12 protein-coding genes are annotated in these 13,263 nt (G+C 73.7%); 9 read left to right on the forward strand and 3 right to left on the reverse strand.

The annotated features are described in order from the left end of the window. Positions 1-260 precede the first annotated feature (260 nt). Positions 261-839, reverse strand: coding sequence for a biotin transporter BioY (locus ACZ3ZD_RS14235; protein ID WP_467396523.1), 579 nt, complete (start codon positions 837-839; stop codon positions 261-263). A gap of 424 nt (positions 840-1,263) precedes the next feature. Here ACZ3ZD_RS14235 and ACZ3ZD_RS14240 point away from each other — a divergent pair, with 424 nt between their 5' ends. From ACZ3ZD_RS14240 to ACZ3ZD_RS14270, 7 genes are all read left to right on the forward strand, one after another. Beyond that, positions 1,264-2,478 carry an ROK family protein gene (locus ACZ3ZD_RS14240; protein WP_467396525.1) on the forward strand — a complete coding sequence of 405 codons (1,215 nt, stop codon included), beginning with the start codon at positions 1,264-1,266 and terminating at the stop codon, positions 2,476-2,478. A gap of 219 nt (positions 2,479-2,697) precedes the next feature. Further along, a complete protein-coding gene (locus ACZ3ZD_RS14245; RefSeq protein WP_467396527.1) occupies positions 2,698-3,738 on the forward strand; it encodes an ABC transporter substrate-binding protein in 1,041 nt (346 codons plus the stop codon). Further along, entirely contained in the window at positions 3,735-4,589 is an 855-nt protein-coding gene (locus tag ACZ3ZD_RS14250; protein WP_467396529.1) for an ABC transporter permease, read from the forward strand. Before ACZ3ZD_RS14245 ends, ACZ3ZD_RS14250 begins: the two co-directional genes overlap by 4 nt. Beyond that, positions 4,565-5,299 carry an ABC transporter ATP-binding protein gene (locus tag ACZ3ZD_RS14255; RefSeq protein WP_467396531.1) on the forward strand — a complete coding sequence of 245 codons (735 nt, stop codon included), beginning with the start codon at positions 4,565-4,567 and terminating at the stop codon, positions 5,297-5,299. Before ACZ3ZD_RS14250 ends, ACZ3ZD_RS14255 begins: the two co-directional genes overlap by 25 nt. Next, positions 5,296-6,681 (forward strand): LLM class flavin-dependent oxidoreductase, encoded by a 1,386-nt coding sequence (locus ACZ3ZD_RS14260; protein ID WP_467396533.1) that lies wholly within the window; start codon positions 5,296-5,298, stop codon positions 6,679-6,681. The genes ACZ3ZD_RS14255 and ACZ3ZD_RS14260 overlap by 4 nt, the downstream gene beginning before the upstream one ends. Positions 6,682-6,692: 11 nt before the next feature. After that, complete coding sequence (locus ACZ3ZD_RS14265) at positions 6,693-7,583, forward strand: TauD/TfdA dioxygenase family protein (RefSeq protein ID WP_467396535.1); 891 nt, start codon at positions 6,693-6,695, stop codon at positions 7,581-7,583. A gap of 121 nt (positions 7,584-7,704) precedes the next feature. Next, positions 7,705-9,090, forward strand: a complete 1,386-nt coding sequence (locus ACZ3ZD_RS14270; RefSeq protein ID WP_467396537.1) for an amino acid permease — start codon at positions 7,705-7,707, stop codon at positions 9,088-9,090. A 146-nt stretch (positions 9,091-9,236) separates the two neighbouring features. Here the strand turns inward: ACZ3ZD_RS14270 and ACZ3ZD_RS14275 are convergent, their stop codons facing one another. Both ACZ3ZD_RS14275 and ACZ3ZD_RS14280 read right to left on the reverse strand, forming a co-directional pair. Next, complete coding sequence (locus tag ACZ3ZD_RS14275; RefSeq protein WP_467396538.1) at positions 9,237-9,851, reverse strand: histidine phosphatase family protein; 615 nt, start codon at positions 9,849-9,851, stop codon at positions 9,237-9,239. Positions 9,852-9,879: 28 nt separating this feature from the next. After that, the gene (locus ACZ3ZD_RS14280) at positions 9,880-11,301 is read right to left on the reverse strand and encodes an FGGY-family carbohydrate kinase (RefSeq protein WP_467396540.1); all 1,422 of its coding nucleotides are present in this window, start codon (positions 11,299-11,301) and stop codon (positions 9,880-9,882) included. 121 nt (positions 11,302-11,422) lie between these two features. Here ACZ3ZD_RS14280 and ACZ3ZD_RS14285 point away from each other — a divergent pair, with 121 nt between their 5' ends. After that, positions 11,423-12,238, forward strand: a complete 816-nt coding sequence (locus ACZ3ZD_RS14285; RefSeq protein ID WP_467396542.1) for a DeoR/GlpR family DNA-binding transcription regulator — start codon at positions 11,423-11,425, stop codon at positions 12,236-12,238. Then, entirely contained in the window at positions 12,235-13,260 is a 1,026-nt protein-coding gene (locus ACZ3ZD_RS14290) for a 2-hydroxyacid dehydrogenase (protein ID WP_467396544.1), read from the forward strand. The genes ACZ3ZD_RS14285 and ACZ3ZD_RS14290 overlap by 4 nt, the downstream gene beginning before the upstream one ends. The last annotated feature ends 3 nt before the right edge of the window (positions 13,261-13,263 follow it).

The raw sequence follows: 13,263 nt of genomic DNA on the forward strand, positions 1-13,263 counted from the left end.
ACCCAACCCCCCCCCCCCCCCCCCCCCCCCCCCCCCCCCCGGCCGGGGCCCCCCCCCCCCCCCCCCCCCCCCCCCCCACGGCCCTGCCGCGTTGTGGCGGGGGCTCACCGGGGCGCCGGTGTCGCGCGGCCGTGACCGTGCTGCTGCGCCGTCGGCGCACCGGCTACGACAGGCACACCCCCGAACGCCGAAGAGGCCCGCCCGGGTCAGGTCGGTGGGACCTTGGGCCGGGCGGGCCTCTTCGGGGAAGGGCGCGGGGATCAGTGCTTGTCGGCCAGCTTCCATGCCGTGGGCAGGAGGCCCATGGCCAGGGCCGCCTTCAGCGCGTCGCCGATCAGGAACGGGGTGAGGCCGGCGGCGAGGGCCTGGGAGGCGGAGAGGCCGGCGGCGTAGGCGAGGTACGGCACACCGACGGCGTAGATGATCGCCTCGCCGAGCAGCATCGTGCCGGCCATGCGCACCACGGAGCGGTCCGCGCCGCGGCGGGCCAGCGCGCCCACGACGGTGGACGCCAGCAGCATGCCGAGGATGTAGCCGAAGGAGACCGAGACACCGGAGGTGCCGTGGGCGAACCAGGGCACACCGGCGAGCCCGGCGAGCGCGTACACGACGAGCGCGGCGAGGCTCCGGCTCGCGCCCAGCGCGGTGCCGACCAGCAGCGCGGCGAAGGTCTGGCCGGTCACCGGCACCGGGGAGCCCGGGACCGGGACGGCGATCTGGGCGGCCAGACCGGTGAGCGCGGCGCCGCCGAGCACGAGCGCCGCGTCGCGGACGCGGGACGCGGGAAGCAGGTCGGCGAGTACCTCGCGGGGGCGGGCGGTGGCGGCAGCGGTGCTCATGGGTACTCCGCGGGTGACGGGGACATGCTGGGACACGGTGACGCTATCCCAGCCCCCTCGGGCCGATCACCGTCAGCGCTCGACAAAGGGCGGAGCGCGAGCTTGGTGGGCTCCGCACAAAGGGTGCCGGTTACACCGGTACGGCCGTGACCCTGATCACAGAGGCAGGGACGTTCAGGTCACCCCGCCGGACATCGACGGCACTGTGGGATCCCACCAAACGCGTCCGGGTCGTCTGGCCGGATTCGCCGTTCCTGGCCTACCCTTCCAGCCATGGTTGCCCAGGCCCGGAATCTCACGTCGCGTCGCTATGTCGACCTGCGACGCCAGGGCACGGCCACCTGTCGCCGCCCCGGGTAGGGGTGGGCCCCGGCGCGCCTCTGTCCTCCGAGACGTGTCGGCCCCGTTCCCGAGGACGGTCCTCATGCCCCGCACCGCGGCTCCCACCCTGCCCTCCCCCGTTCCCCCGTCCCCCGTTCCGCGCGCCGCCGACAGCGACCGGCGGCGCACCAGCGCCAGTGTCGTGCTGCGCTCCGTGCTGGAGCACGGGCCGGTCGCGCGCAGCACCATCGCCCGGCTGACCGGGCTGTCGCCCGCGTCGGTGACCGAGCACTGCGCCCGGCTCGCCGAGCGGGGCCTGATACGGGAGTCGGCCACGCCCCGCCGGTCGAACGGGGTCGGCCGCCCGCACGTGCCCGTCGACCTGGACGGCACCCGCTTCCTGGTCGCCGGGGTGCACGTGGCCGTGCCGTACACGACGGTGGCGCTGCTGGACCTGCGGGGCCGGGTGGTGGCGCGGCGGGAGCTGGCGCACGAGCGGACCGAGCCCGGCTGGGTGCTGGCGCGGGCGGCCGAGGGGCTCGCGGGGCTGCTGGCCGGGATGCCGGGCCGGCGCCCGCTGGGGGTCGGGGTGGCGGTGGGCGGCTGGGTGGACCGGGAGACGGGCACCGTGGTCGAGCACGAGCTGCTGGGCTGGCGGGAGGTGCCGGTGCGGGAGCTGCTCGGCGCCCGCACCGGCCTCCCGGTCGAGGTGGACGGGCACGCGCGGGCGCTGGTGCACGGGGAGCGGCTGTTCGGGCGGGCCCGGGGCAGCCGGAGCGTGCTGCACCTGTTCGTGGGCAATGTGGTGGACGCCGCCTTCTCCGCCCATGCCGAGGTGCACTACGGGCCCCGGTCCGCGGCCGGCGCGATCGCCCATCTGCCGGTGCCGGGCGGCACCGAGCCGTGCGCGTGCGGCCGTACCGGCTGCCTCCAAGTGGAGCTGAGCGAGCGGACGTTGTGCCGACGGGCGCGGGCGGCGGGGGTGATCGGCTCGGCCAACCCGATGCACGTGGTGGCCGCGGCGGCGGACGGGGACGCGGTGGCCCGGCGGCTGCTGGCGGACCGGGCCCGGATGACCGGGCGGGCGGCGGGGCTGCTGCTGGATGTGCTGAACCCGGAGACGGTCGTGGTCACCGAGGTCGGGGTCATCCACTTCGAGGACTGCCTGGAGGCGCTGCGGGAGGCGGTCGGACCGGAGCGTTCCGCCGCCGTGGTGCCGACGAGTTTCCCGGATTCCGTGCTGGCGGTGGCGGGCGGCTCCGTCGTCCTCGACGCGTTGTTCCGAGACCCGCTGGGCGCGTCACCTGAGGCTATTTAATTCAGAAACTCGGAATGTTGACAGGGGTCACCCATGGCCGGGAACATCCCGGTCATGAGCCCTCTCACCAGCTGTCGCACCCTCTGTTGCTGACATATTGCCGCGCGTGAAGCGCGTGTTTCCCCGCTGTGTGAGCTTCTCTCCTCCCGGCCTGTCCGCACGGAATTCCTCCTGCGTTCCGCCGCCTTTTCCCGCTCTTTTTCCCCTGGGAGTCCTCCCATGCACCGTCGTGCCTTTCTCGCCTCCGCTTTCGGCGCGTCCGCCGCCGTCGCCGGCCTGTCCGGCTGCGCGCAGGGCAACGCCGCCGCCGACACCGGCGCCGCCACCAAGCCGCTCGCCGCCAAGGTCCCGGCCGGCACCGGCCTGAGGATCGCCTCGTACCTCGGCCAGCAGCAGCTGCAGTTCAGGCTGGCGAAGCTGCCCGGGCTGCCGTTCAGAGTCTCCGACTGGGTGAACATCGGGGCGGGCCCGGACGTGATCAACGCGTTCCGCGCCAAGTCCCTCGACCTCGCCAACAACGCGGGCATCCCGCCGATCCAGGCCCACTACCAGGGCTACGACGCGAAGATCGTGGCGATCGACATCACGCGCAGGCCGAACTACCTCTTCGCCACCAGGCCCGGCAGCGACATCCGCGCGGTCGCCGACTTCAAGGGCAGAAAGCTCGCGTTCTCCCAGGGCCAGGCGCAGGGTGTGGTGCTGCTGCGGGCGCTGAAGAAGGCGAACCTGGCCTACGACGAGGTGAAGCTGGTCCCGCTGACCAGCAACCAGTTCTTCACCGCCCTGCAGTCCGGGCAGGTGGACGTGGCCCCGCTCGCCATCAGCCAGGCGCCCGCCTACTTGAAGCAGTACGAATCCAAGGGGGCCCGCGCCGTCCCCACCGACGTCGTGGACCTGCTCAACCTGCTGTGGGCCCCGCAGTCCGTGCTGAACGACCCGGCGAAGGCCGCCGCGATCGCCGCCTACATCCCGCAGTGGGCCAAGGGCCAGGTGTGGCAGTACGAGCACCCGGACGTGTGGAACGAGGAGTTCTACGTCAAGACGCAGAACCTCACCCCCGCACAGGCCCGGGGCATCACCGAGCTGGCCAACAAGCCGCTGTTCCCGCCCCGTTGGGACGAGGCGATCCGGTGGGAGCAGGAGACCGCCGACCTGCTCGCCGAGGGCGGCTTCGTGAAGAGCTTCGACGTCTCCTCGCTCTTCGACCACCGCTTCGAGTCCCTCGCCGCCAAGGCCGTACCCGAGGAGTACCGGAGGTGACCGCCGTGACCACGACCACGACGGCGACGGCCGTGGCGGCGCCGGCCGCCGGGGAACTCCCCCAGGTCCGCAGGCGCCGCCGGCTGTCCCCCGGCCGCCGGCTGCCCGCCGCCCGGCTGGCCGGCCCGCTGACGCTGCTCGCCGCGTGGGCCGCCGCCTCGGCCGCCGGAGCGCTCGACCCGGGCGCGATCCCGGCGCCCTGGACGGTGCTGAGGACGGCCGGCCGGCTGTGGACGGACGGCACGCTGCCCACCGATGCGCTGACCTCGCTCCAGCGGGCCGGGTACGGCTTCGCGATCGGCCTGAGCGCCGGTGTGCTGCTCGCACTCGTCTCCGGTCTGAGCCGGGCCGGGGAGGCGCTGATCGACGGAACCGTGCAGCTCAACCGGGCGATCCCCACACTCGGTCTGATCCCGCTGTTCATCCTCTGGCTGGGCATCGGCGAGACCTTCAAGATCGCCATCATCGCGATCGTCGTCTACATCCCGGTCTACCTGAACACGCACGCGGCGCTGTCCGGCATCGACAGCCGCTTCGTGGAACTCGCCGAGGTGCAGGGCCTGTCGCGGCTCGACTTCGTCCGCCGGATCGTGATCCCCGGCGCGCTGCCCGGATTCTTCGTGGGACTCCGGCTGGGTGTGACCGGATCCTGGGTGGGCCTGGTGGTCCTGGAGCAGATCAACGCCACCAGCGGTCTCGGCTACCTGATGTTCCAGGCGCAGAACTACGGCCAGAGCGACGTCATCCTGGTCGGCCTGCTGATCTACGGCGTCTTCGGCCTGGTCTCCGACAGCGTGGTCCGTCTCATCGAACGGAGGGTGCTGTCATGGCGCCGCACACTCGGCAACTGACCCCGCCCGCCGTACGGTTGCACGGCCTGACCCGGTCGTTCGGGGACCGTACGGTCCTCGACGGCATCGATCTCGAACTGCCCGCCGGACAGTTCACGGCCCTGCTCGGGCACAGCGGCTCCGGCAAGTCGACCCTGCTGCGGGCGGTCGCCGGCCTGGACCACGGGGTGGCCGGCGGTGGGCGGCTGACGGCGCCCGAGCGGGTGTCGGTCGTCTTCCAGGACGCGCGGCTGCTGCCCTGGCGGCGGGTGCTGGACAACGTCCTGCTCGGCCTGGACGGCGAGGACGCCGAGGAACGCGGCCGGGCGGCGCTGCGCGAGGTCGGCCTCGGCGGCCGGGAGCGGGCCTGGCCGGGCGAGCTGTCCGGCGGCGAGGCCCAGCGGGCGGCGCTGGCCCGCTCCCTGGTGCGCGAGCCGGAACTGCTGCTGGCCGACGAGCCGTTCGGCGCACTGGACGCGCTGACCCGGATCCGGATGCACACCCTGCTGCGCGAGCTGTGGCAGCGGCACCGGCCGTCGGTGCTGCTCGTCACCCACGACGTGGACGAGGCGATCGTGCTCGCCGACCGGGTCCTCGTCCTGGACTCCGGCCGTGTCGGCCTCGACCTGACCATCGACCACCCCCACCCGCGCTCCTACCGGGAGCCGGTGCTGGGCGAGTACCGCGAGCGGCTGCTGGCCGCCCTCGGAGTCACGGAGGACCACCGGTGACCGCGAGAAAGCTCCATCTGAACGCGTTCCTGATGAACACCGGCCACCACGAGGCGTCCTGGCGGCTCCCGGAGAGCGACCCGTACGCCCACGTGGAGCTGAGCCACTACGTCCGGCTCGCCCGGATCGCCGAGCGCGGCACCTTCGACTCCCTGTTCCTCGCCGACGGCCCCCAGCTGTGGGGCAATCTCGCGCAGCGGCCGGCCGGCGCGCTGGAGCCGCTCACCCTGCTGACCGCGCTGGCGACGGCCACCGAGCACATCGGTCTGATCGCCACCGCCTCCACCTCCTACAACTCCCCCTACAACCTGGCCCGCAGGTTCGCCTCGCTGGACATCGTCAGCGGCGGCCGGGCCGGCTGGAACATCGTCACCACCGCCGGCGCGGAGGCCGCCCGCAACTTCGGGCTCGCCGGGGAGCCCGCGCACGCGGAGCGGTACGCGCGCGCCGCCGAGTTCCTGGAGGTGTCCCTCAAGCTGTGGGACAGCTGGGAGGACGACGCGATCGTCGCCGACAAGGCGGCCGGCGTGTGGGGCGACGACCGCAAGATCCACCCGCCCCGGCACCAGGGGACGTACTTCCGTGTCGAGGGCGCCCTCAACGTGCCCCGCAGCCCGCAGGGTTACCCGCTGCTGGTGCAGGCCGGCTCCTCGGAGGACGGCAGGGCGTTCGCCGCCCGGTACGCGGAGGCGGTGTTCACCGCCCAGCAGACCCTCGCCGACGCGCAGGGCTTCTACGCCGACCTGAAGTCCCGCACCCGGGCCGCGGGCCGGGACCCCGGGCACCTGAAGGTGCTGCCCGGGATCGTCCCCGTCCTCGGGTCCACGCAGGCCGAGGCGCGGGCCGCCGAGCGGCTGCTGGAGGACCACATCGTGTACGAGCACGGGGTGGGCCGGCTGGAGAGCCTGCTCCAGCTGCCGCCCGGGACCCTGGAGCTGGACGGAAAGCTCCCCGCCGACCTGCCGCCCGAGTCCGCCGTCGAGGGCGCCAAGAGCCGGTACACGCTGGTCGTGGAGCTGGCCCGGCGCGAGCGGCTCACCGTGCGGCAGCTGATCGGCCGGCTCGGCGGCGGGCGCGGGCACCTCACCGTCGCCGGGACGCCCGAGCAGGTCGCCGGCCTGATGGAGACCTGGTTCACGCAGGGCGCCGCCGACGGCTTCAACGTCATGCCGGCCGTGCTGCCCTCCGGTCTGGAGGCGTTCGTCGAACACGTCGTACCGCTGCTGCGGGCCCGCGGTCTGCTGCGCACCGGGTACGGGCCGCGGACGACCCTGCGCGAGCGCTACGGCCTGCCCCGTCCCGCCAACCGGTACCTGACCCCCGGCCCCGCTCCCGCCCATGCCCCCGGCCTCAACCCCGGCTCCACCCCCGCCCTCGTCTGAGAGGAATCCCCATGTCCATCGAGATCACCAAGGTCACCGCACGCATCGGCGCCCGGGTGTCCGGCGTCGACATCTCCCGGCCGCTCGCGGCGGAGGAGGTCACCGCGATCCGGGAGGCGCTGAACGTCCACAAGGCGCTCGTCTTCGACGACGTCCGCCTGGACGACGCCGGCCAGCAGGCCTTCGCCCGCCACCTCGGCGACCTGACCACGGCCCACCCGACGGTCGGCGCGGTCGACGGCGCCCCGAACGTGCTGCCGGTCGACAGCGAGCGGGGCCGCGCCAACCACTGGCACACCGACGTCACCTTCGTCCTCAATCCGCCGCAGGCCAGCACCCTGCGTTCGCTGACCGTCCCGCCGTACGGCGGCGAGACGCTGATCGCCAACGCGGCGGCCGCCTACCGCGACCTGCCCGAGCCGCTGCGCCGCCTGGCCGACACCCTGTGGGCCGAGCACACCAACGACTACGACTACGCCGTACCGGACGAGGAGATCGACGAGGAGAAGGCCGCCCAGCGCGCCCGGTTCACCTCGATCACGTACCGCACCGCGCACCCGGTGGTCCGGGTGCACCCGCTGACCGGGGAGCGCGGGCTGTTCGTCGGCGGGTTCGCGCAGCGGATCACCGGCCTGTCGGTCGGCGAGTCCCGCAAGATCCTCGACCTGCTCCAGGCGTACGTGACCCGGCCGGAGAACGTGCTGCGCCACCGCTGGTCGGAGAACCAGCTGGTGCTCTTCGACAACCGCATCACCCAGCACTACGCCATCGACAACTACGACGGTCTGCCGCGCCGCCTGCACCGGGTGACCGTCGCCGGTGACATCCCGGTCGGCGTCGAGGGCAAGGAGAGCTACTCCATCGAAGGTGACGCCTCCCACTACACACCGGTGGCCGCGTAGCCGTATATTCACCGTCCGTACGTTCGGTGTCCGGATAGTGGGCGTCCCCTTCGCGTGAGCGGACGGGCCGCCCACACTGGCGGGGTTTTTTCCCGCCCATCGCCCTGGGAGAGCCGCGCCCATGCCCAGCAGCACGACCAAGGAGACGCCTCCGCAGCAGCACGCGGACGGATCCCTCTCCCACGGCCTCAAGCAGCGCCACCTGTCCATGATCGCCCTCGGCGGTGTGATCGGCGCGGGCCTGTTCGTCGGCTCCGGTGCCGGCATCGCCGCCGCGGGCCCGTCCATCGTGATCGCCTACGCGGTCTCCGGCGTCCTGGTGATGCTGGTGATGCGGATGCTCGGCGAGATGTCGGCCGCGTACCCGTCGTCGGGTTCCTTCTCGGCGCACGCCGAGCGGGCGATGGGCCCCTGGGCGGGCTTCACCGCCGGCTGGTCGTTCTGGGTGCTGCTGTGCACGGCCGTCGGTCTCGAGGGCATCGGCGCCGCGAACATCGTCCAGAGCTGGCTGCCCGGCACCCCGCAGTGGATGTGGGTGGCCCTGTTCATGGTGGTGTTCCTCGGGGCGAACCTGGCCGCCGTGAAGAACTTCGGCGAGTTCGAGTTCTGGTTCGCGGCCCTGAAGGTCGGCGCGATCGGCCTGTTCCTGATCCTGGGCGTCCTGGCGATCGCCGGGGTGCTGCCGGGCACGGACGCGCCCGGCACCTCCCACCTCTCCGACTTCCTCCCGCACGGCAGCGAGGGCCTGCTCATCGGCCTGCTGGCGTCCGTCTTCGCGTACGGCGGACTGGAGACGGTCACGATCGCGGCGGCCGAGTCGGAGGACCCGGTGCGGGGCGTGGCGAGCGCCGTGCGCACGGCGATGTGGCGGATCGCCCTGTTCTACATCGGCTCCATGGCGGTCGTCGTCACCCTGATCCCGTGGGACTCCAAGGAGGTCGTCGAGAAGGGCCCGTACGTCGCCACGCTCGACCACCTCGGCATCCCCGGCGCCGGCCAGCTGATGAACGTCGTCGTGCTGGTCGCCCTGCTCTCGGCGATGAACGCCAACATCTACGGCTCCTCGCGCATCGCCTACTCGCTGGTCGAGCGCGGGCAGGGCCCGAAGGTGCTGTCGCGGCTGTTCGGCGGGGTCCCGCGGATCGCGGTGCTCGTCTCCTGCGTCCTCGGGTTCGTGTGCGTCCTGCTCAGCTACTGGAGCCCGAACGGCGCCTTCAAGTGGCTGCTGAACATGATCGGCGCGGTCATCCTGGTCGTCTGGATCTTCATCGCGGTCTCCCAGCTGCTGCTGCGCCGCCGCATCGAGCGCGAGACCCCGGACAAGCTGGTCGTGCGCATGTGGGGGTTCCCGTGGCTGACCTGGATCGCGCTGGCCGGCATGGTCGCCATCTTCGTCCTGATGGCCCGCGAGCCGGACACCCGGGTGCAGCTGTACTCGACGGGCGGGATGACGCTGGCCCTGGCGGCCGTCGGATACACCTGGCAGCGGATGCGCGCCCGGCGCTGACCGTCGCCGGCCGGCGCAGTACGGCGAAGGCCCCCACGTGTGACACGTGGGGGCCTTCGTGGTGCTCCGGCCTCCCGCCGCCGTGAAGGGTGAGAAGACGATCACGAGGGACAGGCCGCTTATTGCGACTGAGTCGCAATTGCAGCTTAACAGCAGGAAGGTGTGTTGAGGGAGAGCAGCGCGGCCTGCTCGCCGTCGAGGCGCAGCTCGGTCAGCGCCGCGTTGCGCAGCCGCGGCAGGACCCGGCGGTACTCGGACAGCGGGATGTGCAGCAGGGAGCACAGCACCAGGCGGAGCAGGGTGTTGTGGGCGACGACCAGGACCCGCTCGCCGGGGTGGGCGGCGGCGATCCGGCGCAGGGCCGCGGTGCCGCGCGCCGCCGCCGCGCGGGGGTCCTCGGCGCCGGGGAACGGGTGCGCCACCGGGTCGGCGCGGAACGCCTCCGCCGCGGCCGGCTCCCGCGCCGCGAACTCCGCGAGGGTACGGCCCTCCAGCACCCCGAAGTCGCACTCCCGCAGGCCGGGCTCCCGGCGCGGCTCCAGTCCGAGAAACCGGCAGGCCGGCTCGGCGGTGGCGACCGCCCGGGACAGGGGCGAGGTCCACACCGCGTCCACCGGATGCCCGGCGACCCACCGCCCGAGCGCCTCGGCCTGCTCACGACCGGTGTCCGTCAGGGCCACATCGCTCACACCGGCGTACCGGTTCCCGGCATGCCACACACTCTGCCCGTGCCGGGCGAGAAGGAGGGTGGTGGAAGTCATGGAGAGCAGTATCCCGGGCGCCCCCGTCTCACAGCCGCGCCCGCGCGTGTGCCGCCACCGGGTGCGGTAGCCAGCCCCGGGTTTCGAGTTCCTCCAGCAGGCGGGCGTAGGGCTCGGTGAAGCGGGGGGTGCGGGCGGGGCGGGGGTCGATCGTGGTGCCGGGGCGCAGCATGGTGTCGGTCACCGCGGTGAGCGTGGGTGCCGCGCCGGTGCCGTACGCGGCCAGGGCCGCCATGCCCAGTGCCGGTTCGGTGCGGGCCGGGACGTGCAGGGGGCGGCCCAGGATGTCGGCGCGCAGCCGGGTCCAGTACGCGCTGCGGGCGCCGCCGCCGGTGACGGTGAGGGTGCCGTCGAGGGGGGCGCCCAGGTGGTGGAGGTAGTCCAGGCAGAGGCGTTCGGTGAAGGCCACGCCCTGGAGGAGGGCAGCCCACAGGTCGGCGTCCGACTCGGGGTCGCCGAGCAGCAGGGAGGTGGCGCGCGGGGCGAGGAAGGGGAAGCGTTCGCCGGGCGAGACGAGCGGATAGGCGATGGCGTTGGAGGGTTCGTAGGCGGCGGCGCGGGCGTCCAGCACGGCCGGGTCGGCGCCGGGGAAGCGCGCCGTGAGCACGCCGGCGCCCACGCTGGAGGCGCCGCCCGGCAGCCAGGTGCCGTCGGGCGCGCGGTGGTGGTAGACCACGCCGGCCGGGTCGGACACCGGCTCGGCCGCCGCCCCCTTGAGGACCAGGGTCGTCCCCAGCACCGAGTTCCAGGCGCCCTCGCGCAGCGCGCCGGCGGCGATCTGGGCGGCGCAGCCGTCGGTCATGCCCGCGATGACGGGCGTGCCGGCCGGGATCCCGGTGGCGTCGGCGGCGGCCGGGCAGACCTCGCCGAGCCGGGTGCCGGGCCGTACCACCTCGGGCAGGGCGCCCGCGGGCAGCCCGGTGAGGTCGGGCCAGGCCTCGCGGCGCAGGTCGTAGGCCGTCTTCAGGGCGTGGCTGGAGTCGCTGGGCACCGGGTGGCCGACCAGCCGGGCGGTGATCACGTCCGGCTGGTGGGCGATCCGGCCCGGGCCGTGCGCGTCGACCAGCCAGCGCGCCTTGGGCAGCGCCCAGGTGTCCTGCACCGCGAGTCCGGCGGCGCGCAGCCGGCCCGCCTCGGCGGCGGCCCGCCCGTCGTCGTACATCAGGGCGGGGCTCACCGGACGGCCCGCGTCGTCGGTGAGCAGGACGGTCCCGGACGTGCCGCACACCGCGGCCCCGGCCACCCGGACCCGCGCCCCGGCGAGCGCCGCCCGGCAGGCCGCGCCCACCGCCGCCCACCACTCCCCCGGGTCCTGCTCGTGCCGCACCCCCTCCCGGCGGCCCCGGGTGAGCGGCGCCGCACCGCTGCCGGGCACCCCGCCGTCTGCCGTCACCAGCAGCGCCCGCACCCCCTGGGTGCCGAGGTCGATCCCGAGCCATGCCTCATCCATCCGAACCTCCGCTCGTCGCGACCGGTCCTGTGAACTTCCCACTCCTCTTTGAGATTTCCCGCTGATTTCCCCGTGCACAAGGGATTGACGGCGTTTCACCGCCGTAACACCCTCGGTGGTGATGAGCGGCACCGGTGCACAGCAGGGGCCCGCGGCCCGGCAGGCCGCCCTGGCCGAACTCGTCCTGTCCGAGGGCTCGGTGAGCGCGGCGGAGCTGGCCGGACGGTTCGGGGTGAGCCTGATGACCATCCACCGGGACCTGGACGAACTCGAACGGCAGGGCGTCGTACGGAAGTTCCGCGGCGGGGTGACCGCGCAGCCGTCCGGGGTGTTCGAGTCGAACGTGCGGTACCGGCTGAGGACCATGCGCCCGCAGAAGGCCGCGCTCGCCCAGCGGGCGGTGCGGTGGATCGAGCCCGGCATGGCCGTCCTGCTGGACGACTCCACCTCCGCCCTGGAGATCGCCCGGCTGCTGCGGCTCGGCGGGATCACCCCGCTCACCGTCGTCACCAACTTCCTGGAGGCGATCAACCTCCTCGCCGGCCGGCAGGGCATCCGTCTGGTGGCGCTCGGCGGCGACTACGACCCGCTGCACTCCTCCTTCCTCGGGGTGTCCTGCGTGGAGGCCGTCGGCCAACTCCGCGTCGACATCGGCTTCCTGTCCACGTCGGGCGTGCACGCCGGCCACGCCTACCACCAGGAGCAGCACATCGTGTCGGTGAAGCGGGCGATGCTCGACATCGCCGCCCGCAACGTCCTGCTCGCCGACCACACCAAGCTGGGCCGGGTCGCCCTGCACCGGGTGGCCCCGCTGTCCCGCTTCGAGCTGCTGCTGGTGGACGACGGGGCCCCGCCGCGGGCGCTGCGCGACCTGGACGAGCACGAGGTGCGCTACGAGGTGTGCGCCACCGACCCCGAGACGGGAGACCCCGGATGACGTCCAGTGCTGTGCGTGTGGTGGCCGCCGGCGACCACTTCGTGCTGCCGTCCCTGATCACGGCCGCGCTCGCGGAGGAGACCGACTGCGCGGTGCGGGAGCTGACCCTGGGCTGGCCGCTGGAGCCGTTCGGGCCGGTGGGCGAGGTGAGCGAGGCCAGTGACGCCGAGGACGAGCTGATCGCGGCCCTCGACGGTGCGCAGGTGCTGGTCACCCAGATGGGACCGGTCACCGAACGCGTCCTCGCCGCCCGCCCCGGGCTGCGGCTGGTCGTCGTCTGCCGGGGCGGCCCGGTCAACGTCAACCTGGAGGCGGCGAGGCGGCACGGCGTGCGGGTGTGCTTCGCGCCGGGCCGGAACGCCGCCGCCACCGCCGAGTTCACCGTCGGCCTCATGCTCGCCGCCCTGCGGCGCGTCCCCCAGGCCCACGACCTCCTCGCCCGGCAGGGCAGCTGGGCCGGCGCCGCGTACTACACCTACGGCGACAGTGGCCTGGAGCTGGAGGACCTGCCCGTCGGGCTCGTCGGTTACGGCGCGGTCGGCAGCCGGGTCGCCCGGGTGCTGTGCGCGTTCGGGGCGCGGGTGATGGTGTACGACCCGTACGTGCGCGGCGAGGTGCACGGGCTGCGCCTCGCCGCGCTGGACGACCTGCTGCGCCGCTCCGCCGTCATCACCCTGCACGCCCGGCTCACCGCGGAGACCCGGGGGCTGCTCGGCGCCCGGGAGCTGGCGCTGCTGCCGCCGGGCGCGGTGGTGGTCAACGCGGCCCGGGGTCCTCTGCTGGACGAGGACGCGCTGTGCGACGCGCTGGCCGAGGGACGGCTGTCGGCGGCGGCGCTGGACACCTTCGCCCGGGAACCGCTGCCGCCGGAGTCCCGGCTGCGCGCGCTGTCCGACCGGGTGGTGCTCACCCCGCACCTGGGCGGGGCCAGCCGCGCGGTGGCGGAGAAGGCCGCCCGGATCGCCGCCGCCGAGGTGGGCCGCTGGATGCGCGGGGAGCCGCTCGCGCACTGTCTGACCTGATGC

The organism is Streptomyces sp. NPDC023481, assembly GCF_055560195.1.

Excerpts from the sequence above, each read along its gene's own strand:
- ACZ3ZD_RS14235 (WP_467396523.1), bottom strand. The coding sequence starts at position 839 with ATGAGCACCGCTGCCGCCACCGCCCGCCCCCGCGAGGTACTCGCCGAC.
- ACZ3ZD_RS14240 (WP_467396525.1), top strand. The coding sequence starts at position 1,264 with ATGCCCCGCACCGCGGCTCCCACCCTGCCCTCCCCCGTTCCCCCGTCC.
- ACZ3ZD_RS14245 (WP_467396527.1), top strand. The coding sequence starts at position 2,698 with ATGCACCGTCGTGCCTTTCTCGCCTCCGCTTTCGGCGCGTCCGCCGCC.
- ACZ3ZD_RS14255 (WP_467396531.1), top strand. The coding sequence starts at position 4,565 with ATGGCGCCGCACACTCGGCAACTGACCCCGCCCGCCGTACGGTTGCAC.
- ACZ3ZD_RS14265 (WP_467396535.1), top strand. The coding sequence starts at position 6,693 with ATGTCCATCGAGATCACCAAGGTCACCGCACGCATCGGCGCCCGGGTG.
- ACZ3ZD_RS14270 (WP_467396537.1), top strand. The coding sequence starts at position 7,705 with ATGCCCAGCAGCACGACCAAGGAGACGCCTCCGCAGCAGCACGCGGAC.
- ACZ3ZD_RS14275 (WP_467396538.1), bottom strand. The coding sequence starts at position 9,851 with ATGACTTCCACCACCCTCCTTCTCGCCCGGCACGGGCAGAGTGTGTGG.
- ACZ3ZD_RS14280 (WP_467396540.1), bottom strand. The coding sequence starts at position 11,301 with ATGGATGAGGCATGGCTCGGGATCGACCTCGGCACCCAGGGGGTGCGG.
- ACZ3ZD_RS14285 (WP_467396542.1), top strand. The coding sequence starts at position 11,423 with ATGAGCGGCACCGGTGCACAGCAGGGGCCCGCGGCCCGGCAGGCCGCC.
- ACZ3ZD_RS14290 (WP_467396544.1), top strand. The coding sequence starts at position 12,235 with ATGACGTCCAGTGCTGTGCGTGTGGTGGCCGCCGGCGACCACTTCGTG.